A 20,889-nucleotide genomic window follows, 5' to 3' on the forward strand; every position below is an offset into this window, starting at 1 on the left:
AGAGCTCCATGGAAAATGAAAAACAAACAGATTCACAGCCTGCCAGCAAGAGTATGCGCTTTCTCAAAATGGGTGTGATCGGTGGTGGTGTGCTGATTTTAATCATGTCTATTGCGTTGATTGTGATGGTCATTCAAAAACGTGGAGATAAATCACAAAAAACAGAGGTTAAAGCAGCGCATCCTGTCGCTGAAACCCCAGCACCCATCCCTGTTAAAAAACATATGGTTGAAACTAATTCAATACTGACTCTGCCTATACAGGGGCAGGTCGAGCAAATGGTGGGGACGCCAGCCGGTGTTGCAGTATGGGTCCGGACTGCAGCAGGAAATGAAGTGGTCATGCTCGATGCTGCAGGTAATCTTGTGCGTCGCGTTATTATAAAGCCTGAATCGCCATAATTGGGTTTGGGCCTTCCTGCTGCAGGAAGGCCCAAGAGGTTCTATTTTAATGGCTTGATGGCATGGCCCAAATAATTGACCTGGGTATCGTTGGTGATACGCCACTGGCTATTGATTGGGTTGTATGAGAGTCCGCGCACGGTCTGCATATCCAGCCCATTGCTTTGCAGTGCGGTGCGTAGTTCAGAAGGTTTAATAAATTTTTCGAACTGGTGGGTGCCACGGGGTAACCAGCGCAGCACATATTCGGCCCCAACAATGGCAAACAGCCACGATTTTGGGGTTCTGTTTAAGGTTGCAAAAAAGAGGGTGCCGCCAGGTTTGAGTAACGTTGCACAGTCACCGATAAACGCGGTAATGTCAGGTACATGTTCCAGTACCTCCATGGCGAGTACAACATCATAGCTTTCAGGTTCAGCCCTACCAAGATCGGCAGCCGATTGTACCCGGTAAGTGGCAGTAGAGCCGCTCTCTGCTTGGTGAGCTGTGGCAATCCCAATAATCTTATCTGAACGATCTATTCCGGTAACCTCTGCGCCACCATCAGAGAGTGACTCTGACAAAATACCGCCACCACACCCGATATCCAGCAAGCGGGTACCATGTAGGTCCCCCTCTTTTTGACCGGTCAATGTCTCTTTTATATAAGCGACCCTGGCGGGGTTAATCTCATGCAGAGTACGGAACTTCCCTGTAGGGTCCCACCACTCATGCGCCATACTTTCAAATTTTGCGATCTCTTCCAGATCCACATCCGTGCTCATGGAAACCCTCCTCACACCACCGTTTTAAGCGGCATGTTCCTTGCTTCTGTATCTATGCTGAACTGATTTATGCTGCGCACGCCTGAGGTTTCAGGGGGTGCGCCTGGTTCCTTTTTAGTGCTAACGGGCTACTATAACCTGCGACAGCGCGAAGGAACATGGTTCTCAACCTTTTTTCGAGACCTGATTGCCATGGTTACGGATGACAATATGGATCTTTTAGATCTTCATCAACGGCTCAATGGTTTGTCAGACGTTAATCGTCGACAGTTGTTGCAGCTATTGGCTGTTACCTCTGGTGGTTTAATGCTGCCTGGGCTAGCTGAAGCTTCTTTGCGTCCTAATCGTATCAAAGATATTCGTGTTTGGACTGCGCCTGATCACTCCCGAGTGGTGTTTGATTTGGAGCGGCCCGTTAAGCATACGTTGTTTCGCCTTAAAAATCCGGATCGTGTGGTGTTGGATATTGACAACGCTACGCTTTCTCACAGTACGCATAATTTACGGATTAAAGATCCGGTGGTTCGTGCGTTCCGTATGGGTATTCCTCGTCCGAATACAACGCGGGCAGTGTTTGAATTGAATGAAGAGGTTCGCCCGCGCTCTTTCTTGCTAAAAGCGACCAAGAAACGTGGTCCGCGTTTGGTGATTGACCTGTACCGTAAAGGGGAACTTGAGCGTCAAGCTAAACTTGAGCGCCGTAATGACCCATTCCGTAACCGTACGGTTGATCGGGATGAGATGGTTGTGGTTATCGACCCTGGGCATGGAGGGGAAGATCCTGGTGCTGTGGGTCGAACAGGGGTTAAAGAGAAAGACGTGGTTCTGACGGTTGCCAAAAAACTGGCGAATATGGTCAACGCCACCCCTGGATATCGTGCACATTTAACGCGTAAAGGGGATTATTATGTTTCCCTGAAAAAACGCGTGGGTATTGCGCGTCAACATGATCCTGATCTGTTTATGAGTCTGCATGCCGACTCTTTCCGCGTTGCTTCTGCGCGTGGCACCTCCGTGTATTGCCTCTCTGAAAAAGGGAAACCGACACCAGATCGTGCAATCAAAGATTTGGTGGAACGAGAGAATAATACCGATTTGGTGGGTGGTGTGAATCTGGGTAAAGTGGTGGACCCTGAGGTTGCAGGTATTCTCATGGACCTCTCTCAGCGCGATTCACTCAACCGTTCTTTGGTGCTTGGCCGTAACTTGTTGGATTCCCTAGATACGATGCCAAAAGTCAAGCTGCACTATAAGAATGTAAAGCAAGCGGGCTTCGCGGTACTTAAAGCGCCGGATATTCCATCGGTATTGGTTGAGTTGGCTTTTCTTTCAAACCCCCATGAAGAGCGGTTGCTTAAGAAAGAGAACTACCAGGCAACTTTGGCGAAGGGGCTTTTCCGTGGGGTTGAGCGTTTTGCTAGAGCTTCAAGGGTTGTCACGTAAAGTTGTAGACGCGATAGGTGGATTTTAAAAAGGGTCGCTCCAAGTTATGGGGCGACCCTTTTTACATTTGAAACGATGACGTAAGTAACCGATATAAAAAAAGCCGGTATCGAATGGTTCGATACCGGCTTTTTTATAAAGAGTGTGTGATTATCTGGCCATGCGCGTGACAAAATCTGGGTGCAGACCGAGATTGCTGGCGGTTTGCTGTATGCCATTTCCACTTAATAAATGAACAGCAATCTGTTTCTTCATCTCTTCAAAGCGCCACCAGTCGGGGTCTTCCATCATAAAGATGGTGCGTTCACAAAAATGGTCATTGCAGCGAAAACGTTGACGGTTGTGGCGGTCTTTACCAAATTTAATCACATCCAGGCTGCCACAATCAGGGCAATGTACGTGGACTTCCATGGTAGCCATTTTGCTCTCCCACATTATCGTTATAGTCCGGTATTTGGGGGGGTGTACCCATGTCCGGTAGTTTGATGCAGCGTGTGCGTTGTTTAATCTTGAATGCGTGTTTGGCGCATAAGATCTTTTGGTATGTCATATAGATCTGTCACAAGCGTTGAAGCGTGGCTCGTATCATCCTGTTGCATGGGGATTGTCATGGCCGCAGAATAATTTTCAGAAGCGCAGAGTTCGGCAAGGCTTTGGGCGTTCGATATGTCAGCCTCTGTTGTCGGTCTGCGGGTTTGCTTAAGCTCAGAGGCAAGTTTTTCCGCAACGCCTGTGGTTTCATTGCCGTGGCAATGTGCCAGCATGGGGGTGGCGATTCTTCCAGAAGTTTTCATGTTTTTTGAATAGGTTGTGTTCATATCTTTGGAAGACATCTGGCATCTCCTGGTGCAAGCTTTAGCCGAAGTTTAGATCTTATTGATTGTTTTATATGCAATAGGTAAGCCGTTTGTGAGTTGTTTTTTAGAAAAAATAGAAGTGGTAAACCTTCTGAGTTGTATCAACTTTGATGATATGTGAATGATATACGCAGCTAAAGTTAGCTGGCGGCGGCTTGTTTGAAGGTGCATGTGTCGAACAGCCAATGAATTCTATGATATAATGCTGTGCTCAAACAGCGCTTAAGAGCCTGCTAAAAAAGTTAAGATAACCCGCCCAAATACGCAGGGTATGTCATTAAACCGTTTTTGGTGTTTGGGGGGTTGCATGGAGAAAACATGGCGTGTTGATAATCTATGCCATCGGTACTAAAAAAATACTTTTGCTATGGTGTGTACGGTTAAAGTGGGGTATATTCTGTGCTCGCAGCTCCAGAAGAGCGTTATGACCGTAACCCTTTTTTTCCATTTGCGTACGCACAGTGGTTCAATTATTTTGGGTATGTGTTAAAATGTTCTCCAGTTGAGCATAAAAACCAGTCCCTTAGATAGTTAAGTGAGTTAGAGGAGCGCCATGACCAAGTCTCAGTTGATCCAGATGATTGCGGAGCAACATGGTCTTTCCAAGCAGAACGCCGAGTTGGCGGTCTCTTTAGTCTTGGGTGAAATTGTCAAGGCCATGGAACGGGGTGAGCGTGTTGAATTGCGTGGATTTGGCGTATTTGAAGTTCGCCACCGCCAATCCCGTCAAGCCCGTAACCCCAAGACAGGTGATTCCGTCGCCGTATCTGAAAAGCGGGTACCCTTTTTCAAAGCCGGTAAAGAGATGCGCGAGCGGGTTGATCACTAACCAACGCTGCAATCAACAGGCTTATGAACAGACGTTCTGATTTTTCTATTCCTGGAAAGATCGATGCATAGTTATGGCCTCTTCATGCAAATGGAGAGGCCATTTTGCTGTCTGCATATGTTGGTAGGCCTATCAAAAAGGGTGAAGAAATAATTCCAAGCTTTTTAGGGTTGGTTGTGAGCGCAGAGTCTTTGTGTCATGGTGGTGCCGCAGGTTGCATCCTGTCACCAGACGTAGTTTATTTAGGGGTATTCGAACAAAGGATGGATGGTATGACGTATGTGATGAAAAGCTCGCTGATGGGATTCTGCGTTGCAGTAACTCTACTGCCCGGATTACTTTCTGCTGAAACTTTAATGAGTAAAAAAGATAAACTATCTTATGCGCTTGGGGTTAATCTGGCGCAAAGTTTGGCAGAGACAGGTTTTGATATAGATACCAATACGCTTTTGATGGGAATTCGGGATAAAATGACCGGACAGTCCCTGAAAATGCAACCTCAAGATATGAAGCAGGCGTTACGTGATGAAAAACTACGTCGTCGTGCAGAGTTGGCCAAGATGAAAGCCGCCGCGCAGAGCAATAATCTGAAAGAAGCTGAGGATTTTTTAAAGGCCAATGGGCGCAAATCAGGTGTGCGAACCACCATGTCAGGTTTGCAGTATAAGGTTCTAAAGGCCGGAACCGGCCCCAAGCCTGCGAGCAAAACCTCTAAAGTAAAGGTTCACTATGAGGGGCGCCTGCTGGATGGAACGGTATTTGACAGCTCTTATAAGCGCGGAGAGCCTATTGAGTTTGCCCTGAATCAAGTCGTACAGGGTTGGACGGAAGGCTTACAGCTTATGAACAGTGGGAGTATCTATGAACTCTACTTGCCACCCCACTTGGCATATGGTGAAAGAGGCCGTCCTCCAGTTATCGGTCAAAATAAGCTTTTGATCTTTAAGGTTGAGCTGATCCAGTCTAAATAAGCGCTTAACCGGATGCACCAGCAACGTCATTAGAAAAGCCGCCTTATTTCATAGGAAAGAAGGCGGCTTTTTTATAGCCCTCTTTCTAACCAAACCCCGCCGTGATTTTTTGGGGCCTCGCCCATAAAGGGTTTGAAGCATAGATGGTCATGAGAGAAGCGAATATATGAGAAAGTCACCTTTAGGTTTCGTTCAATGCTTCTTTCGCGGCCTCTTCTAGAGTTTCAATCTCCATAGAGAGTGTTTCCCACTCCTCCCAAGCTTTGGCCAAACTCTTTTCGGTTTGGCTACTTGTTTCTAAGAGAGATTTCAATGTTTCCTTATTGGCTTCGTCATATAGGCTGCTGTCAGTCAAGGCAGCATCCATGACCTCTTTTTCAGCTTCTAATGTCTGGATTAATTTTTCACACTTAGTCAGCTTTGTGCGAAATGGTTTGGTCTGTTGATGTAAGGTGTTACGTATGTGAGCGGCTTCACGTTTGCTCTCTTTAGAGCGGTTTTTTGAGGTGCTCTTATCTTCATCCGCCTCAGGTGTGGCAGCAGAGTTCTCTTGTTCAACAAAGTGTTCCAGATAGTGATCAAGATCTTCACCAACGGCGTGTAAACGTTCTTGAGAAATGGCAACAAACCGGTCACATACACTTTCGAGCAGTGACCGGTCATGTGAAACCAAAACAAAGGTGCCTTGGTAGGACTCTAAAGCTTCTTCAAGGGCAGCTCGTGAAGGCATGTCCAGGTGATTGGTGGGTTCATCAAGTAGTAGGAAGTTGGCACCACTTAGAAAGAGTCGAGCAAGGGCTAGTCGGGCTTTTTCACCGCCAGAGAGTACAGAAACCTGCTTTTCCACAGTTTGACCGGAAAAAAGTAGGCCTCCTAAGACTGTGCGTAGTTGGGTTTCGGTTGTACCCGCAGGGGCTACCATACGGGCTGACTCAAGTATGGTATCTTCGGGGCGTAAAGACTCTAAGGCGTGCTGAGCAAAAAAGCCTGGTTTCACCCGGTCCCCCAAATTGACCAGACCCTGTGTGGCCTCAATATCCCCACAAAGTAGTTTTAAGAGTGTTGATTTACCTCGGCCGTTTGGCCCCAGCAGCCCTATGCGTGATCCTTTGCTGATTTCAAGTTCAGCTTTGGCAAAAACTTGTGTCTCCCCATACGCCATATCCATTTTATCGATGGTTACCACTTGTGATGCGCAAGGGGGTGGATCTGGTAGCCGAATAATGGGGGCAGCCCGTCCCTGGCCAGGGGCTTCTACTTTTTGGGCTTCCATTTTTTGCATCTGTTTTACGCGGCTTTGAACCTGTTTGGCTTTAGTCGCTTTGGCACGAAAACGCGAGATGAAGCGTTGCATCGCTTCCAGTTTTTCAGCCTGTTTAGCAGCTTGTTTGCTGAGTAACTCAGCCTGTTCAGCTTTCCAATGTAAATAGGCGTCGAAGCTTCCCTTATAGCGCGTGAGTTTACCGTCTTCGAGTTCCACGGTTATACGGGTTGTTCGTTGCAGAAAGTCCCGATCATGTGAAATTAAAATATAGGCACCGGAGAGTCCCGACAAGTAACGCTCTAGCCAAGCGACAGACTCCAGGTCTAGGTGGTTTGTTGGTTCATCAAGCAGCATTAAGTCAGGTGCTGAGAATAGTAACTGTGCCAGGGCAACGCGCATACGCCACCCTCCTGAAAAAGCATCCAATGGCTGCTTAAGGTCTGTTGTTGTAAAGCCTAAGCCCAGTAAAATTGCCCCTGCGCGTGCTTCAGCCGTATAAGCATCCAGATCTTCAAGGGCATGGTCAATATCGCCAAGCTGGGTGATCCACTGTTCATAATCGGAATGGTCGGGTTCATCGATGATTTGTTGCTGCAGCTGTTCCCGTTGATCAGATAAGCTCAACAGTTGCGGGATGCCCCCCAGTGTTTCTTGTAAAATTGAGCGATGAGAAGGTGTTAGCTCCTGGCGTAAAACACCAATACGCATATGTGGCGGGTGTCGTTCAACCCGACCTGAATCGAGGGATTCCGTCTCTTCAATAATCCGGAATAAGGTGGTTTTTCCCATACCGTTTAGGCCAATTAATCCTACTTTTTCTCCAGGATGAATGACCAAGTCGGTATGGGTGAGTATTTGGGTGGCCCCAAATCGTTTTTCCACTTTTTCCAGGCGTAACATGCAAAACCTCATCAACCATTGAACATTTAGGTGGGGTGCTTCATCCAACCTTGGTAAAGGGGCTCTATCATACGGTTTATCACAACAGGAGGCGAGGCATGATAGGCTATGTAAAGGGAAATTGGGCCGTTGTGGTGGTTATCTTAGGGATGATGATCCCTCAGGCACAGGCCGGGTCTCAAAGCTGGCCGGTTTACGATGCACTTCTTCAGACCTATGTCAAAGTGGGGCATGTAGAGAGAGGGTTGTCGTTAAACTGGGTGGATTATCAAGGTTTAAAGTCGGACCCCCGTTGGGAGCGTGTGGTCATCAAGCTACAAGAGACTCCCGTTGAATCTTTACAAACCAAAGCTGATAAACTGGCATTTTATATCAATGCTTACAATATATTGGCCATAAAAATGGTGATTGATAACTGGCCCGTCAAAAGCATTAAAGATGTTGGATCCTGGTTATGGCCGGTATGGAAGCACAACGCGGGTATTGTGCATGGCAAGCTCATGACGCTGGATGAGTTGGAACATAAAATTTTACGGAAACTGGCAGAACCAAGGATACACTTTGCCATTGTCTGTGCTTCCCGTAGTTGCCCAGATCTACGACCAACAGCCTATAGTGCTGAAAGTTTAGACCAGCAGCTGGATGAACAGACAAGACTCTTTTTAGCCAATTCTGTGAAGGGGTTGTACCGTTCCGGTAACACGGTTCATGTTTCACAAATCTTTCACTGGTTTAAGTCTGACTTTGTTGATCTACCCAACTTCCTGCGGCATCATACGCCTAAAGCATGGCCTTCTGGCAAAATCCAAGCAGATATACCCTACGATTGGGCTCTAAATGGTCACTAACTAAGGCTTAATTATATGCACCTTTATCTATTAATTTTTCTGCTCTTTTTCGGTTTTGGGTTGATGTGGTGGTTACGCCGTGCGGCAAAGGTAAGTGACATACCGCAAATAAGCCATATGCCTGATGAACATCCAAGCCCCATCATACATTGTGACTCAAAGGGTCATCTTCACTACGTCAATCAGGCGGCCAGAGCGTGGCTTACCTTCTGGCATGGTTCAGATCAAGTCATGTTCTTGCCTGCTGACCTGATGCTTAGCGTGCAAAATGCCATGCAGGAACAGCACGGGCAGACTCTTGAGATCCGCATTGGTGAACAGGTGTTTGCTGTGCAAATACATCATCCAGGTGATCATAAGCTGCTTCAATTACATGGGACGGATGTCACCCGCCTGGTCGGTGAGCGGGATCATTTAAAATCTTTGGCGCGATTTCCTGAAGAGAATGCCAACCCGGTCTTACGTGTGGATGGTAAGGGAAGTGTTTTGTTCTCCAATGCTGCGAGTGAGCCGTTGATCTCCTCTTTAGGAGGAGAGTCTCTGGATCAAGCGTGGTTGGATGTCATTGCCGATACCCTTGCCTGGGGAGATGAACGAGAGCTACACCTAATAACGGATATAGAGACCTTTCAGCTACGTTTGGCACCCATCACAGAGACTGGTTATGTCAACATTTATGCAACCAGTGTGACGCAGCGAATTGAAGCTGAAAAAAGAGCATTAAGTTTGGCCCGTTTTCCTGAAGAGAACATTAACCCGGTCATGCGTGTGGCCAGTGGTGGTGGTGTTCTTTACCATAATGCTGCCAGTCAACCTGTGCTTCAAGCATGGGGGATTGATCAGGAAGAGAAACCCACATTGACCTCGCCGTGGAAAGAGATGATTGAAGATGCTCTAAACAGTGGTGAAGAGTTGGCTTTTGAAGTCGATGCGGGTACTGAGACATTTGGTTTATGTATGGCGCCTATCTTAGCTGCAGGCTATGTGAACCTTTATGGTGCCAACATTACAGACCGCAAGCAGTTTGAAGCTCAGCTTCTACACCAAGCCAACCATGATGGTCTAACAGGGTTACCGAACCGTAGTCTATTTGATGATCGTCTTGACCGTGCTTTAACCCGTGTCAGCCGTGGTGAAACTAAATTGCCTATGGTGGCAGTACTCTATTTGGGCTTAAACCATTTTGATACCATTATCCAGCGTTTGGGGCGCGCATGTTCAGAGCGTATCTTGCAACAGGTGGTGGAACGTTTGCGCCCCCGGGTTCCAGAAACGGCAACCTTAAGCCGGGTGGGTGGGGATCTCTTTGCGGTTGTATTGCATGTGGCAGACCCTCTTGCTGCTGCAGATAGTGCGGCAGCACTATTAAGTGTTTTTGACCAGAGCTTCCAAGCAAAAAAAGAAGAGGTTGAGTTACAGGCCTCACTAGGTATCTCTCTATCCCCCAGTGATGGGGCGCGGGTCGAAGATTTAACCCGTCAGGCAGACTTGGCGCTCTATCGAGCCAAAGGGGAAAAAGGGAATATTTACTGCTTTTTTGAGCAGTCTATGGATGAAGGCATGATGGCCCGCCATACGTTGCTACGCGAAATGCGTACAGCTTTAGAAGAGGAGCAGTTTGAGCTCTTTTATCAGCCGCAGGTGGCGGTGCCTAGCCGTACTCTCTCTGGAATGGAAGCTTTAATTCGGTGGAAACATCCAGAAAACGGCTATATATCGCCCGGTGTTTTTATTCCTTTGGCTGAGGAAAGTGGGCTTATTATCCCCATTGGGCGTTGGGTGTTACGAACCGCATGTTATCAAAACAAAACTTGGCAAGATGCAGGGTTGCCACCACTTAAAGTGGCTGTAAATCTCTCTTCTGTGCAGTTTAGTGATCCAGAGCTGGTGGAAGAGGTAAATCGTTCATTAGCCCAAAGTGGCTTGGATCCTCAATGGTTGGATTTGGAAATCACCGAAAGTGTGGCGATGGAGGGGGCTGAATCCACCATGGCGGTGTTAACGCAACTTCGTGGAACCGGGGCATCTCTATCTATTGATGACTTTGGTACCGGTTACTCTTCGCTCTCATATCTTAAACGTTTTCCTGTGCAAAAAGTGAAGATCGATCAATCCTTTGTTTTTGATATTGCCAAAGATGCGGATAATGCGGCGATCTGTCGGGCTGTCATCCAGCTTGGGCACAGTTTAAACCTTAGTATTATTGCCGAGGGGGTGGAAACCGATGAGGATTTAGCCGCCATTGAAGCTCTGGGTAGTGACATTGTTCAGGGTTACCATTTTAGTAAACCGCTGTCTGTGACTGATTTTTCTGCTTTTGTACAGCAGTTCAATGACGCGCATTCTAACTAGGAGCTCTGGTATGGCTTACTCACCTGCTGGTCCTGTGTTGGCAAAGTTGGAATACATTATCTCCCGGCCACCTTTGGCAACGCTGGTTGTGGGGAGTTCCATTCTGATTCTATTGGCGTTGATTCAATGGTTGAGCAGCTATTTTCCGTGGTGTGCTCAAGCTAAATTTGTCGTGCCTTTTATTCCGCCCTTTTTTATCACCCGTACCGCAAAAGCGATCAATATTCGTAAAGCAGAGCATAATTTTATTCGGGATGCCGTGCCTTATGTGTTTGTGGCATATCCAGCGGCGATGACACAAAAAGCATTACAAGAGGTCAAACCCGCCATGGTTAGCGATAGTGCGGCCTATCATCTGGAAACAAGTTTGGAACAAATTCTTCAGGAGCATCCGCTATCTGCGCACTATTTTATGAACCCTCAGCAAGCGGAAGAGGTTCTTGAGCATTTGATGGTGGGGGCGCAATCGGGTCAATGTCGAATTTCTGGTTTTCAAGTCACCTTAAAAGGGGCTGACGGTCAACCAAAACGCTATTTATTAAACAGTATGCTTAAACGCCAAGGTAAAGGGTTTAAATGGCAAGCAACACTTATGCTCTACCATGCCTGGGATGCCTCAAAACAGCCGGAGTAATACATATCATGCCCACAATATGGATAACAGGTGCCCATGGTCAGCTGGCACGTGCTTTGGTCCGTTCAACCCCTGCAGAGTATCATTGTCGCTGTTTTGGACGAGATCAATGGGATCTCTCGCAGCCAGATGTCTTATCCTTACCTTCTAAGGGTCTTCCTGACTTATTAATCCATACGGCGGCAATGACCGATGTAGATGGCGCAGAACAGCATAGAGAGGCAGCCTTTAAGCTCAATGCTGAATCGAGTGAGGCCTTAGCGCGATGGTGTGCCTCACATGATATTCCTCTTTTGGGAATTTCTACAGACTATGTCTTTGATGGCCAAGCGTGCAAACCCTATACGGAGCAGGATGAAGTCAACCCCATGTCTGTATATGGTCAAAGTAAACGGGCTGGAGAACAGGCTATATTTGAACATTTAGGGCAGCAAGGTGCGGTTGTACGGACGACCTGGCTTTATGATGCCCAGGGAAAAAACTTTTTAACCACAATGTTGCGTTTAATGGGGCAGGGGGTCTCCCCTTTACGTATTGTCGCCGATCAATGGGGGGCCCCGACCAGTTGTCACGCACTAGCTGAGCTGCTGTGGTTGTTAGCCGATGATATGATAACGACTCAAAATGGTGGGGGGCTCTACCATTGGAGTTGCGCAGGGCAAACCAACTGGTATGAATTTGCACAAACAATACAAGATCGTGCGCTTGAGTTAGCCTTGATATCAAAGCCTGTAACAATAGAATCCACAACCGCGGCTGAATATGGTGCACCTGCACCCAGGCCAGCATTCTCTGTGTTGGATAGTTCAGCTTTGAGTAACAGGTTGGGGCAAAAGGCAACGCCCCCGACATGGGAGAAGGCTTTGGGTGCGGTTATGCAGGAGTTGCAGCAGATGAATAAGGGGTAAAAGTGGTGTTGTAAACGCGGGTGTAAGTCGGTCCGTGACCAGGGCGGTGGTACGATAACCATTCCGCCCTATCACGTTCCTTGGCATGTGTGCACCAGACCCCGGTTCTATTAAGCGTTAGCGCAGAGCGCAAGGGCTTCATTTGGGGGAAGTTGGGGTCCTTGCTCGGGTGCAGAGAGTGTCGGTTCCTTATGGTGTTAACCACAAGGGTGGCATGTCACTCTCTTTTAAGCAGGGCTACGATCTGTTCGTGTCCCTTGGCACGGGCCAGCTCAAGTGCTGATTGCCCCCACCAGTTTGTGGCTCTGGGATCCGATCCCGCCGCCAATAGTTCGGCCACCAATACAGAATGACCATTTTCTGCTGCCCACATTAGATCGGTATAACCTTTTAGATCCCGCTTCTCATCTTGAGCATCGGACATCACAAAAGGGTACTTCACTTGTCGCATGCGCAGCTCAACACTTGGTGCGTCATAGCGCACCTTTTGCGTGATCGCATCTTTATGTCGCTCGGAGGCAGGTTTCTCAGGTAGTGAGATCATGCCAGTAAGCAGCAGGCCAGGTGCAATCAGGATTAGACCGGTAAAGCGTTTCATGGCCGGCTCCTCCTTCAATAGCACACAAACGAAACTGTTCGTGTGGTGGTGGTTTTGCCGGCCTCTATGACAGAGTTCCGGCAACCTTATCCATTACAAGGGGTATGCCAAACATGCTTAACTCTGTATATGATTGAAATATAGGGAATATTAATGATTTATTCCTAGCTTAAATAGATTCTAGATAGGAAAAAAATACCCCAATTTTTCGAAGTGGCACTATTTGCCTAGGGAAAAAAACAACACAGCTATTGCGGTAGCCATGAGCTCATAAGAGCGGCCATCTGTTGTTTGATCGCCAAGGTTAAGGGCTGTCCTAAAAACAGGGCTGGATAAGCTTCATGATAGGGTATGACTGTTGGATGATGGTCTAAATCCTGTACAGCAGGCATGTTCTGCAGCAGGGATAGATCTTCCCCTTGATGCTGGTTAAAAACCAAACGGTGAGACAGTGTATCTAGCGGGGGGGTGTGTAGAAGCATGCTTAAGCGCTCTAAAGCCCAAAGATCAGGAGGACTGGGGCGTGTTGGTATGATCAATCCATCACAATACTCAAGCATTTTAATGGTGCTTTGCGTCAAAGCCGGGGGGGCATCAATAAGACACAGATCAAAACTGTGGCTTAAGCGAGGCAGTAGGGCAGGAAGGCTCTCTTGAAGCTGTCCCCTGGTCTCTAATGCCAAATCGGGGTAGTGGTGGGCGCACTGTTGCCACCAGTGGGTGGTTGTTCCTTGATTATCGACATCCACCAAGATAACCCGGTGACCTTGTGCGGCACAAAACAGAGCACTGGCCATGGCCAGTGTTGACTTGCCTGTTCCCCCTTTTTGATGAAAAAATGCCACACTTTGCATGATGCTGATACTCCAAGGTATGAAATGATGGGATGTTATCCCATTTTATCCTGAAAGCTGCTACACTTTGCGCGGTTATTATACCTGATCGCTTAGTGGTAAGCGCCACCTTACCCGTAGAACCGGACGCCTAAGCCTATAAAAAGGATGCCGAGATGGATCTCCAGGGTCTGATTAAACAGATTGCGCGTAAACGCAATTTAGAGCCTGAGCAGGTTGCTGAGATTATTGCGGACCTGCTCTCCAATGTCGAAGATTGCCTCGGGCGTAGTGAACCCGTCTTGTTTCCTGAGTTTGGGCAGTTTGCAATTAAGAAAATTCCCCCCTGGTTGGGTAGACACCCTGATACCGGGCAGATGATGAAACTTCCTGGCAAGAACGTTCCGTATTTTAAATCCGATACAGAACTGCGTAAACGGCTTAATGGTGGCCGTGACTGGAAGCAGATTCCCCCTATGCCCAGTGAAGAAGATGATCCTGAGTAATCTTGATCCTGTTGTTCCATAAAAAAACCCAGTCCATGTGGACTGGGTTTTTTTATGGATAGAGGCCCTCCCGTTAGGGAGAGCCCATACCGTTTAGCTTAGTGGTTGCGCAGTGCTGTCAAGACGGAATCCATACTTGCTTTGGCATCACCGAACAACATACGGGTGTTCTCTTTGAAAAAGAGGGGGTTATCCACACCCGAGTAACCTGTACCCATGGAGCGTTTAAGAACCACACAGGTTTTGGCTTTCCAAACTTCCAGAACAGGCATGCCATAGATGGGGCTGTTGGTATCAGTCTGTGCACCAGGATTGACAATATCGTTGGCGCCGATGATTAGAGATACCGTAGTATCGGGGAAATCATCGTTGAGCTCATCCATTTCCAGCACAACGTCATAAGGCACTTTCGCTTCAGCCAACAGCACGTTCATATGCCCTGGCAAACGACCCGCCACTGGGTGGATACCAAAGCGAACTTTAATGCCCTTGTCACGAAGGATCTTGGTGATCTCATAGACAGGATGCTGAGCTTGAGCAACGGCCATACCGTAACCAGGTACGATAATGACTTCTGAAGCATCCGTGAGCATCTCTGCCAGTTCATCATGAGAGGTTGCAATAACCTCTTTGGGGCCATCATCACCAGGTGCTGCTGAGGTCCCGCCAGTTTCACCAAAGCCACCGAGGATGACGCTGATGAAGGAGCGGTTCATAGCACGACACATGATGTAGCTCAGGATCGCACCAGAAGAACCAACCAAAGCACCGGTTACGATGAGCAGATCGTTGGCCAGCATAAAGCCAGTTGCCGCAGCAGCCCAACCGGAGTAGCTGTTCAGCATGGAGACCACAACCGGCATATCGGCGCCACCAATGGCCATTACCAAATGCCAACCGATGAAGAAAGAGATGGCCAGCATGATCAGCAGATAGGTCATTGCTGAAGTGCCACTACCTGCTTCCATGAACATTTTACCCAGCACGATGGAGACAATGATCAGTGCGAAGTTGATCATGTGGCGCATGGGTAGCATCAGGGGCTTGGATTTAATAGAGCCTTTGAGCTTACCAAAAGCAACAACCGAGCCTGTGAAGGTCAAACCACCAATGAAGACACCCAGGAAGATTTCAATCTCATGGATGATCTTATGCACGTTCGAAGGGAACGTGGGGTGGTCCATATAGCTGGCAATACCCACCAAAACAGCAGCCAGACCCACAAAACTGTGCAGGACAGCGACCAGTTCAGGCATTTCGGTCATTTCAACCTTGGCGGCCAAGAAGGCGCCAATGGCTGCACCGATGGCCATGGTAGCGGCCAGTACTGGATAGTTACTAACATGGTCGGAGAATGCTGTTGCCACAATGGCGATCGCAATACCCAACACACCATACATATTACCGCGTTTAGCGGTTTCTTGATTGCTCAAACCACCGAGGCTGAGAATAAACAGCACAGCCGCGGCGATGTACGAGACGGTGAGAATACCTTGAGTCATGGGTTCAAACCTCGTCTAGACGCGTACTGCGCGTTATTTCTGGAACATTTTCAACATGCGCTGCGTGACCAAAAAGCCACCGGCGATGTTGATGGTTGCAATGAGCACCGCCACACTGGCGAGTATGGTCACTGTCAAGCTATCACTGGATAGCTGCAAGATCGCACCAATAACGATAATACCGGAGATGGCATTGGTTACCGACATCAGTGGTGTGTGCAGCGCTGGTGATACGTTCCAGATCACCATGTAACCGACGAAGCAGGAGAGTACAAACACGATAAAGTGCTGCATAAAGTCTGCAGGGGCAGCATAACCGACACCAAGTAGCGCGAGAGCTGCGATGCCAAAGGTTATGAACCGGCTACGTGATTGAGCTGCTGCAATAGCGGCTTCATCAACAGGCTCTGGCTCAGCAACAGGTGCAGCTTTTGGTGCCGCTTGAGCCGCCACTTTAGGTGGTGGGGGTGGCCAGGTGATTGCACCATCTTTAACAACGGTACATCCACGTACAACATCATCTTCCATATCCACTACCAACTGACCATCCTTTTCAGGTGTCATGTCGGTGATCAGGTGACGCAAGTTGGTTGCGTACAGCTGACTGGACTGGGTAGACATTCGGCTGGGCAGATCGGCATAACCAACAATCGTTACACCATGCTTCACAACCTTCTCATGAGGTTCGGTGCAGACACAGTTACCACCGGTCTCTGCGGCCAGATCTACGATCACACTACCTTCGCGCATGGACTCAACCATGCCTTCGGTGATCAGTTCTGGAGCAGGCCTGCCAGGAATCAATGCGGTAGTGATGATGATATCAACATCCATCGCTTGTTGGGCAAGCATTTCACGTTGAGCGACTTTATACTCTTCACTCATCTCTTTGGCGTAACCGCCTGCAGCTGCACCATCCTCTTCAAAGTCAACTTTGAGGAACTCTGCCCCCATTGACTTGATTTGATCTTCCACTTCCTTACGGACGTCGAAGGCACGGACGATGGCACCCATACTAACAGCAGCACCAATGGCAGCCAGACCTGCTACACCGGCACCGATAACCAGTACCTTAGCAGGAGGAACCTTACCCGCAGCGGTGATTTGACCGGTGAAAAAACGGCCAAAGTTGTTAGCAGCTTCTACAACCGCACGATAGCCGGCAATGTTGGCCATGGAGCTCAGCGCGTCCAGTTTCTGGGCACGAGAGATACGGGGAACCGCATCCATGGCTTGAACCGTTGCTTTTTTATCTTGCAAACGTTTAAGCAGCTCTTCGTTCTGGCCAGGCCAGATGAAGCTCATCAGTTGTCCACCATCGCGCATCATGTCCACTTCGTGGGCACCAAGCTCGGTGTGGGCTTCGGGGGGACGAACCTTGAGAACAAGATCCGACGTGCCCCATACGGTTTTAGCGTCGGCAACAATGTCTGCCCCGGCTTCGCGGTAGGCGTCATCCAGGAAGGTCGCTTCCGCGCCTGCTCCTGTTTCAACCTGCACCTCATAACCGAGTTTGCGTAGTCGCTCGATGGATTCCGGCGATGCGGCGACCCGGCGCTCACCAGGATGGATTTCCTTGGGGATACCAATCTTCATGGGTCTGACTTCCTCCTAAACGTATGCAGAGGTCATGGGTAAAACGATCCATTATCAGTATATTCTGAAATTGCGAAGCTACTGGTATTTTCAGAAAATGACAACCCTATTTCTGAAAATTATGTAACGACGCTTCATTTTGTTTTTACATTCCTTTGCTGCAGCTTGAGCAAGGGATGTAAAGACAACATCAGCCATGTTTTTGATTATGGACGTGAAAGGAACACCGGGCCAGTGTAGCGGGAAAGGGAGGATTTGGTAAGAATAAATGATATATGAAAATGCAGATATAACGGTTTGTGAATGTATATCATCGGTAACCTGAACGCTGCGTTTCAGGTTACCGATGGCCAAATGCTACTTGTGACGATCGTGGATAAGCCACACCGCAAATTTTTGCAGCTCACCACGTAAGATGGTGGTGGCTTCTTGATCCATGACCTCATCGGCATTGATCTGTGTATTAAAATCTGTGGCTAGATCTTCAACCAGCCGTTCGATGGTTTCGTTCAAGGTTTCATTGGAGTCTTGAATAATTTGATCGATACCGCAACTCATGGATCTCTCCTGAATGACAGAGCGCATTTTATTTTGCCTGCGCTTGAGAAATGATAACTCACATCCGTCTACATGATTTATTAAACCATGCTTAGGACGGTGGGCAAAGGGTTGGGTTCCCGATAAAAGGGGGGAATTGTGCTTGATCAATAAAAAAAAGGTAGGGGGAAAGTGTCTGTCGTTGTTTTATGCAAGAGCATACCATTTTGAATTCACTTACTAAGGATCATGAGGTTATGGTCTATCCCAAAAGGGGGCAGGGGTATATAACGATGCTCTTACCGTGTTTACTTCATTCAAAGATGTCTGATGTCGTATAATAAATGATAGGCGTTTAAGAGAGATAGCTGGAACTGTTTACATCGTTTGGTATCCAAACAGTCATATCTTATATAATTGTTAATTTTATCACACGTGTGAATCAAACGGGTTGGTCTCATTCCTCATTGGGTTGATTTACGCGCATTTTTCTTTCATGACACGTTCTGTCCATGCAACTGTTTAGCGACATTTATGCAGGCCCAAGCTGATGAAAAAATGGTGTTGAATCTTTTTATAAAGCGGGTTGTTTAACCCGTTGGCAATTAACCATGAAGAGATTATGATGGGCGGTCTCAGCAAGGTGTTGTTAAGTTCTTGAATAATTTCGTTACTCTTTGTCATGTGTTTTCAGATTTTGTAAGGCACATTCTTTGGTTTAATAAAACGTTGGATTAAGAATTGCACTGACTATCTGAATTGTTAGGTGTGCAAGCCTATTTTTTTAAGTATTATTCAGGTCATGGGAGATGTCCTTATTTTAATGCTTTTCTCCCTGCACTGTGCAAGAAGAGCATTCATGCTGGCTCAGCAATACTGGGGCTCGCATATCGCGTGGATAGAGGATCAGGCTGATGAGTTGGAACAATCTAAATTTTGGGACAAAAATTCTCGTTGCCATCGCAATCGTGATGGTCGTTGGATTTACAATCCTGTTTATTGCTGTGGACATCACGGTTCAATCCGATGCTGAAGCAAACATGGTTGCCAAGTCTCGTGAGTTGACCGAGCAAGCGCTTGGGGCACAAAACTACATCTCAAAATTAGGAGCCCAGGGTTCTTTTAATAGTGCCTTGTTAAAAGAAGCTCAAGATGCCTTGAAAAAACATGGCGCCACAAGCCAGGAAGATATCATTAGGTTGGCGCGTGAGACACGTTACTATCAGACAATACCTGTGGTAGCTGGTTGGTCGATCGGTGCCTATAAAGCACAAGTTCAGAGTGATAAGGATAAAGAGCGTACCTGGGAGTTCCGGGTCACAAGGATTGGTGCTCGTAATTCAAAAAATGAAGCTAAGGGTATCGAAATTGAGATGCTCAATGAGCTGCGTAAAAGTAAGGCTAGCGAGATTTACCGCTATGATGATGAGAACAATACTTTCCGCTATATGCGCCCGGTGATCATGAGTAAAGAGTGTTTACTGTGCCATGGTGTGCTTTCAGACTATCCTGAGGGTAAAGGATACGATCCTTTGGGGATTAAGATGGAAGGGTGGTCAGAAGGGGAGATGCGTGGTGCCTTTGAGATCATCTCTAAGCTGGAGCCTATTCAAGCAACCATTAATAACATTTTGCTCGAGATCCTCGGCCTCGGCGCTTTGGTTATGATCTTGATTGGCATTACCTCGACACTGATGTTACGTAAGTATGCGGTGAACCCGGTTAACGCCATTAAGAATGCACTTGAGCGTATTTCTCAAGGTGATTTGACGGTACAGCTTCCTGAAACCAACAGTGTTGACTCGATTGGTATGGCTGTAGATGCAACGCGAGATACGGTAAGCAGTCTACGGCAGATGTTCTCGCAACTAAGTGAGAACGCCAAGAGCCTTAAATCTTCGGCTGGGGGCATGGCTGAAGTTAGCCACCAGTTGGCCAAGGGCGCAGATGATCTTAAAGGGCGGTCGGTTACCGTGACAGAGTCTGCTCAGGAAATGAGTCAGCGTATGGGGGTTGTGACAGATTCAACCAACCAGATGATGATGAACATGAGCACCGTTTCGGCCGCAGCAGAAGAGATGGATGCCAATATGAGCACCATCTCTGCTGCATCTGAGGAGGCCAGTGTCAACCTCAGTACCGTGGCTGCTGCGACTGAAGAAGCTGCAACCAGTATGCACCATGTGAATGAAGCCTCCATTCGTATGAGTGAAAATGTGCAGAGTGTCGCAACGGCTATTGCTGATTTGACACAGTCCTTTGGTGTGGTTCGTAACCAGTGTGAACAAGCCAGCTCTGAGTCAGGTAAGGCTACGGAGAATGCACGTAGCAACGCTTCAGTCATGGAAAACCTGACCCTTTCTGCTCGTGAGATTGGTAAAGTGGTTGAGGTGATTAACAATATTGCAGACCAGACCAACATGTTGGCACTGAACGCCTCTATTGAAGCGGCGGGTGCTGGTGAAGCTGGTAAGGGGTTTGCGGTTGTGGCGAATGAGGTAAAAGATCTGGCACGTCAAACCGGTGAAGCAACCCATATGATCTCTGAAAAAATTGATGAAATTCAGAGTCACTCTAAAGAGGTTGCTAATCGAGCCAATGAAGTCTCAACAACCATTGCCTTGATTGATGAATCCAACCAAGAGATTTTACATTCGGTGGATACACAGACTGAAGCGGTTGGTGAAATTACCCATAACGTGCAGGGTGTTTCTCATGAGACAGATGAAGTGAATCGTCGTGTGAGTGAATCCAACGATGGTATCAATGAGGTTAGTCGGAATGTTTCTGAGATCTCCTCTGGTATCTCAGAAGTGACACGAAATGTGGGTGAGGCCAGTCAAGGTATTGGTGAGATTACCCAATCCCTATCTGTTACAACCCAAAACGGCCGCGAAATTGCTGAGAATATTGAAGAGGCCTCACAATCTGCCAACAGTGTTGCCGAGAACATGTCAAATGTGAACGAGGCCGCTGATAATCTTAACCGTATCAGTGCAGATGTTGAAAGTAACTCCTCTAATGTTGCCAGTGTTGCGGATGAGATGGTAACCGCACTGTCACGTTTCAAGCTCTAATCAGAACAGATCTCTTAATCTGTACCAAAGCGCTCGGTCGAAAGGCCGGGCGCTTTTTTTGTCGTGTGC

19 protein-coding genes are annotated in these 20,889 nt (G+C 47.7%); 10 read left to right on the forward strand and 9 right to left on the reverse strand.

Annotated features, from left to right (window positions below; translation table 11 throughout):
- Positions 1–8 precede the first annotated feature (8 nt).
- Positions 9–401 carry a hypothetical protein gene (locus V5T57_RS17585; RefSeq protein ID WP_332892561.1) on the forward strand — a complete coding sequence of 131 codons (393 nt, stop codon included), beginning with the start codon at positions 9–11 and terminating at the stop codon, positions 399–401.
- A 41-nt stretch (positions 402–442) separates the two neighbouring features.
- On the opposite strand, the gene ubiG is transcribed toward V5T57_RS17585, so the two are convergent.
- Positions 443–1,165 carry a bifunctional 2-polyprenyl-6-hydroxyphenol methylase/3-demethylubiquinol 3-O-methyltransferase UbiG gene (ubiG, locus tag V5T57_RS17590; protein WP_332892562.1) on the reverse strand — a complete coding sequence of 241 codons (723 nt, stop codon included), beginning with the start codon at positions 1,163–1,165 and terminating at the stop codon, positions 443–445.
- Between the two features lie 69 nt (positions 1,166–1,234).
- On the opposite strand from ubiG, the gene V5T57_RS17595 reads away from it, so the two are divergent.
- The gene (locus V5T57_RS17595; RefSeq protein ID WP_332892563.1) at positions 1,235–2,608 is read left to right on the forward strand and encodes an N-acetylmuramoyl-L-alanine amidase; all 1,374 of its coding nucleotides are present in this window, start codon (positions 1,235–1,237) and stop codon (positions 2,606–2,608) included.
- A 150-nt stretch (positions 2,609–2,758) separates the two neighbouring features.
- Here the strand turns inward: V5T57_RS17595 and V5T57_RS17600 are convergent, their stop codons facing one another.
- Positions 2,759–3,028, reverse strand: coding sequence for an IS1/IS1595 family N-terminal zinc-binding domain-containing protein (locus V5T57_RS17600; protein WP_332892564.1), 270 nt, complete (start codon positions 3,026–3,028; stop codon positions 2,759–2,761).
- An 83-nt stretch (positions 3,029–3,111) separates the two neighbouring features.
- Complete coding sequence (locus V5T57_RS17605; protein WP_332892565.1) at positions 3,112–3,441, reverse strand: hypothetical protein; 330 nt, start codon at positions 3,439–3,441, stop codon at positions 3,112–3,114.
- Positions 3,442–4,018: 577 nt separating this feature from the next.
- Here V5T57_RS17605 and V5T57_RS17610 point away from each other — a divergent pair.
- Together V5T57_RS17610 and V5T57_RS17615 are read left to right on the forward strand one after the other, a co-directional pair.
- Positions 4,019–4,294: an integration host factor subunit beta gene (locus V5T57_RS17610; protein WP_332892566.1), complete on the forward strand. Its 276-nt coding sequence runs from the start codon at positions 4,019–4,021 to the stop codon at positions 4,292–4,294.
- 104 nt (positions 4,295–4,398) lie between these two features.
- Positions 4,399–5,265, forward strand: a complete 867-nt coding sequence (locus V5T57_RS17615) for an FKBP-type peptidyl-prolyl cis-trans isomerase (RefSeq protein ID WP_332892567.1) — start codon at positions 4,399–4,401, stop codon at positions 5,263–5,265.
- A 181-nt stretch (positions 5,266–5,446) separates the two neighbouring features.
- Here V5T57_RS17615 and V5T57_RS17620 read toward each other — a convergent pair whose 3' ends face one another.
- Complete coding sequence (locus V5T57_RS17620) at positions 5,447–7,429, reverse strand: ABC-F family ATP-binding cassette domain-containing protein (RefSeq protein WP_332892568.1); 1,983 nt, start codon at positions 7,427–7,429, stop codon at positions 5,447–5,449.
- Positions 7,430–7,527: 98 nt separating this feature from the next.
- On the opposite strand from V5T57_RS17620, the gene V5T57_RS17625 reads away from it, so the two are divergent.
- The 4 genes from V5T57_RS17625 (at position 7,528) to rfbD (ending at position 12,171) form a co-directional block, all read left to right on the forward strand.
- Positions 7,528–8,277 (forward strand): DUF547 domain-containing protein, encoded by a 750-nt coding sequence (locus tag V5T57_RS17625; RefSeq protein WP_332892569.1) that lies wholly within the window; start codon positions 7,528–7,530, stop codon positions 8,275–8,277.
- A gap of 63 nt (positions 8,278–8,340) precedes the next feature.
- The gene (locus V5T57_RS17630) at positions 8,341–10,629 is read left to right on the forward strand and encodes a putative bifunctional diguanylate cyclase/phosphodiesterase (RefSeq protein WP_332892570.1); all 2,289 of its coding nucleotides are present in this window, start codon (positions 8,341–8,343) and stop codon (positions 10,627–10,629) included.
- 10 nt (positions 10,630–10,639) lie between these two features.
- Complete coding sequence (locus V5T57_RS17635; RefSeq protein WP_332892571.1) at positions 10,640–11,263, forward strand: hypothetical protein; 624 nt, start codon at positions 10,640–10,642, stop codon at positions 11,261–11,263.
- Between the two features lie 8 nt (positions 11,264–11,271).
- Positions 11,272–12,171 (forward strand): dTDP-4-dehydrorhamnose reductase, encoded by a 900-nt coding sequence (gene rfbD, locus V5T57_RS17640; RefSeq protein ID WP_332892572.1) that lies wholly within the window; start codon positions 11,272–11,274, stop codon positions 12,169–12,171.
- A 217-nt stretch (positions 12,172–12,388) separates the two neighbouring features.
- Here rfbD and V5T57_RS17645 read toward each other — a convergent pair whose 3' ends face one another.
- Both V5T57_RS17645 and V5T57_RS17650 read right to left on the reverse strand, forming a co-directional pair.
- The gene (locus V5T57_RS17645; protein WP_332892573.1) at positions 12,389–12,769 is read right to left on the reverse strand and encodes an ankyrin repeat domain-containing protein; all 381 of its coding nucleotides are present in this window, start codon (positions 12,767–12,769) and stop codon (positions 12,389–12,391) included.
- A gap of 248 nt (positions 12,770–13,017) precedes the next feature.
- The gene (locus V5T57_RS17650) at positions 13,018–13,623 is read right to left on the reverse strand and encodes a ParA family protein (protein ID WP_332892574.1); all 606 of its coding nucleotides are present in this window, start codon (positions 13,621–13,623) and stop codon (positions 13,018–13,020) included.
- 155 nt (positions 13,624–13,778) lie between these two features.
- On the opposite strand from V5T57_RS17650, the gene V5T57_RS17655 reads away from it, so the two are divergent.
- On the forward strand, positions 13,779–14,108 hold the full coding sequence (locus V5T57_RS17655) for an HU family DNA-binding protein (RefSeq protein WP_332892575.1): 330 nt from the start codon (positions 13,779–13,781) through the stop codon (positions 14,106–14,108).
- 98 nt (positions 14,109–14,206) lie between these two features.
- Here the strand turns inward: V5T57_RS17655 and pntB are convergent, their stop codons facing one another.
- From pntB to V5T57_RS17670, 3 genes are all read right to left on the reverse strand, one after another.
- Positions 14,207–15,610, reverse strand: a complete 1,404-nt coding sequence (pntB, locus tag V5T57_RS17660; protein WP_332892576.1) for a Re/Si-specific NAD(P)(+) transhydrogenase subunit beta — start codon at positions 15,608–15,610, stop codon at positions 14,207–14,209.
- A 33-nt stretch (positions 15,611–15,643) separates the two neighbouring features.
- The gene (locus V5T57_RS17665) at positions 15,644–17,206 is read right to left on the reverse strand and encodes a Re/Si-specific NAD(P)(+) transhydrogenase subunit alpha (protein WP_332892577.1); all 1,563 of its coding nucleotides are present in this window, start codon (positions 17,204–17,206) and stop codon (positions 15,644–15,646) included.
- A gap of 357 nt (positions 17,207–17,563) precedes the next feature.
- Positions 17,564–17,764, reverse strand: coding sequence for a hypothetical protein (locus tag V5T57_RS17670; protein WP_332892578.1), 201 nt, complete (start codon positions 17,762–17,764; stop codon positions 17,564–17,566).
- Between the two features lie 893 nt (positions 17,765–18,657).
- Between V5T57_RS17670 and V5T57_RS17675 the strand changes: the two genes are divergently transcribed.
- Positions 18,658–20,820, forward strand: coding sequence for a methyl-accepting chemotaxis protein (locus V5T57_RS17675; protein ID WP_332892579.1), 2,163 nt, complete (start codon positions 18,658–18,660; stop codon positions 20,818–20,820).
- Positions 20,821–20,889: the final 69 nt, after the last annotated feature.

Origin of the sequence: Magnetococcus sp. PR-3 (assembly GCF_036689865.1) — a bacterium.
Classification (GTDB): Bacteria; Pseudomonadota; Magnetococcia; order Magnetococcales; family Magnetococcaceae; genus Magnetococcus.

Bases quoted from the DNA above. Each gene is read 5' to 3' on its own strand.
- V5T57_RS17585 (WP_332892561.1), top strand. From the start codon at position 9: ATGGAAAATGAAAAACAAACAGATTCACAGCCTGCCAGCAAGAGTATG.
- ubiG (WP_332892562.1), bottom strand. From the start codon at position 1,165: ATGAGCACGGATGTGGATCTGGAAGAGATCGCAAAATTTGAAAGTATG.
- V5T57_RS17595 (WP_332892563.1), top strand. From the start codon at position 1,235: ATGCTGCGCACGCCTGAGGTTTCAGGGGGTGCGCCTGGTTCCTTTTTA.
- V5T57_RS17600 (WP_332892564.1), bottom strand. From the start codon at position 3,028: ATGGCTACCATGGAAGTCCACGTACATTGCCCTGATTGTGGCAGCCTG.
- V5T57_RS17605 (WP_332892565.1), bottom strand. From the start codon at position 3,441: ATGTCTTCCAAAGATATGAACACAACCTATTCAAAAAACATGAAAACT.
- V5T57_RS17610 (WP_332892566.1), top strand. From the start codon at position 4,019: ATGACCAAGTCTCAGTTGATCCAGATGATTGCGGAGCAACATGGTCTT.
- V5T57_RS17620 (WP_332892568.1), bottom strand. From the start codon at position 7,429: ATGTTACGCCTGGAAAAAGTGGAAAAACGATTTGGGGCCACCCAAATA.
- V5T57_RS17625 (WP_332892569.1), top strand. From the start codon at position 7,528: ATGATAGGCTATGTAAAGGGAAATTGGGCCGTTGTGGTGGTTATCTTA.
- V5T57_RS17630 (WP_332892570.1), top strand. From the start codon at position 8,341: ATGTGGTGGTTACGCCGTGCGGCAAAGGTAAGTGACATACCGCAAATA.
- V5T57_RS17635 (WP_332892571.1), top strand. From the start codon at position 10,640: ATGGCTTACTCACCTGCTGGTCCTGTGTTGGCAAAGTTGGAATACATT.
- rfbD (WP_332892572.1), top strand. From the start codon at position 11,272: ATGCCCACAATATGGATAACAGGTGCCCATGGTCAGCTGGCACGTGCT.
- V5T57_RS17645 (WP_332892573.1), bottom strand. From the start codon at position 12,769: ATGAAACGCTTTACCGGTCTAATCCTGATTGCACCTGGCCTGCTGCTT.
- V5T57_RS17650 (WP_332892574.1), bottom strand. From the start codon at position 13,623: ATGCAAAGTGTGGCATTTTTTCATCAAAAAGGGGGAACAGGCAAGTCA.
- V5T57_RS17655 (WP_332892575.1), top strand. From the start codon at position 13,779: ATGGATCTCCAGGGTCTGATTAAACAGATTGCGCGTAAACGCAATTTA.
- pntB (WP_332892576.1), bottom strand. From the start codon at position 15,610: ATGACTCAAGGTATTCTCACCGTCTCGTACATCGCCGCGGCTGTGCTG.
- V5T57_RS17665 (WP_332892577.1), bottom strand. From the start codon at position 17,206: ATGAAGATTGGTATCCCCAAGGAAATCCATCCTGGTGAGCGCCGGGTC.
- V5T57_RS17670 (WP_332892578.1), bottom strand. From the start codon at position 17,764: ATGAGTTGCGGTATCGATCAAATTATTCAAGACTCCAATGAAACCTTG.
- V5T57_RS17675 (WP_332892579.1), top strand. From the start codon at position 18,658: ATGAGTTGGAACAATCTAAATTTTGGGACAAAAATTCTCGTTGCCATC.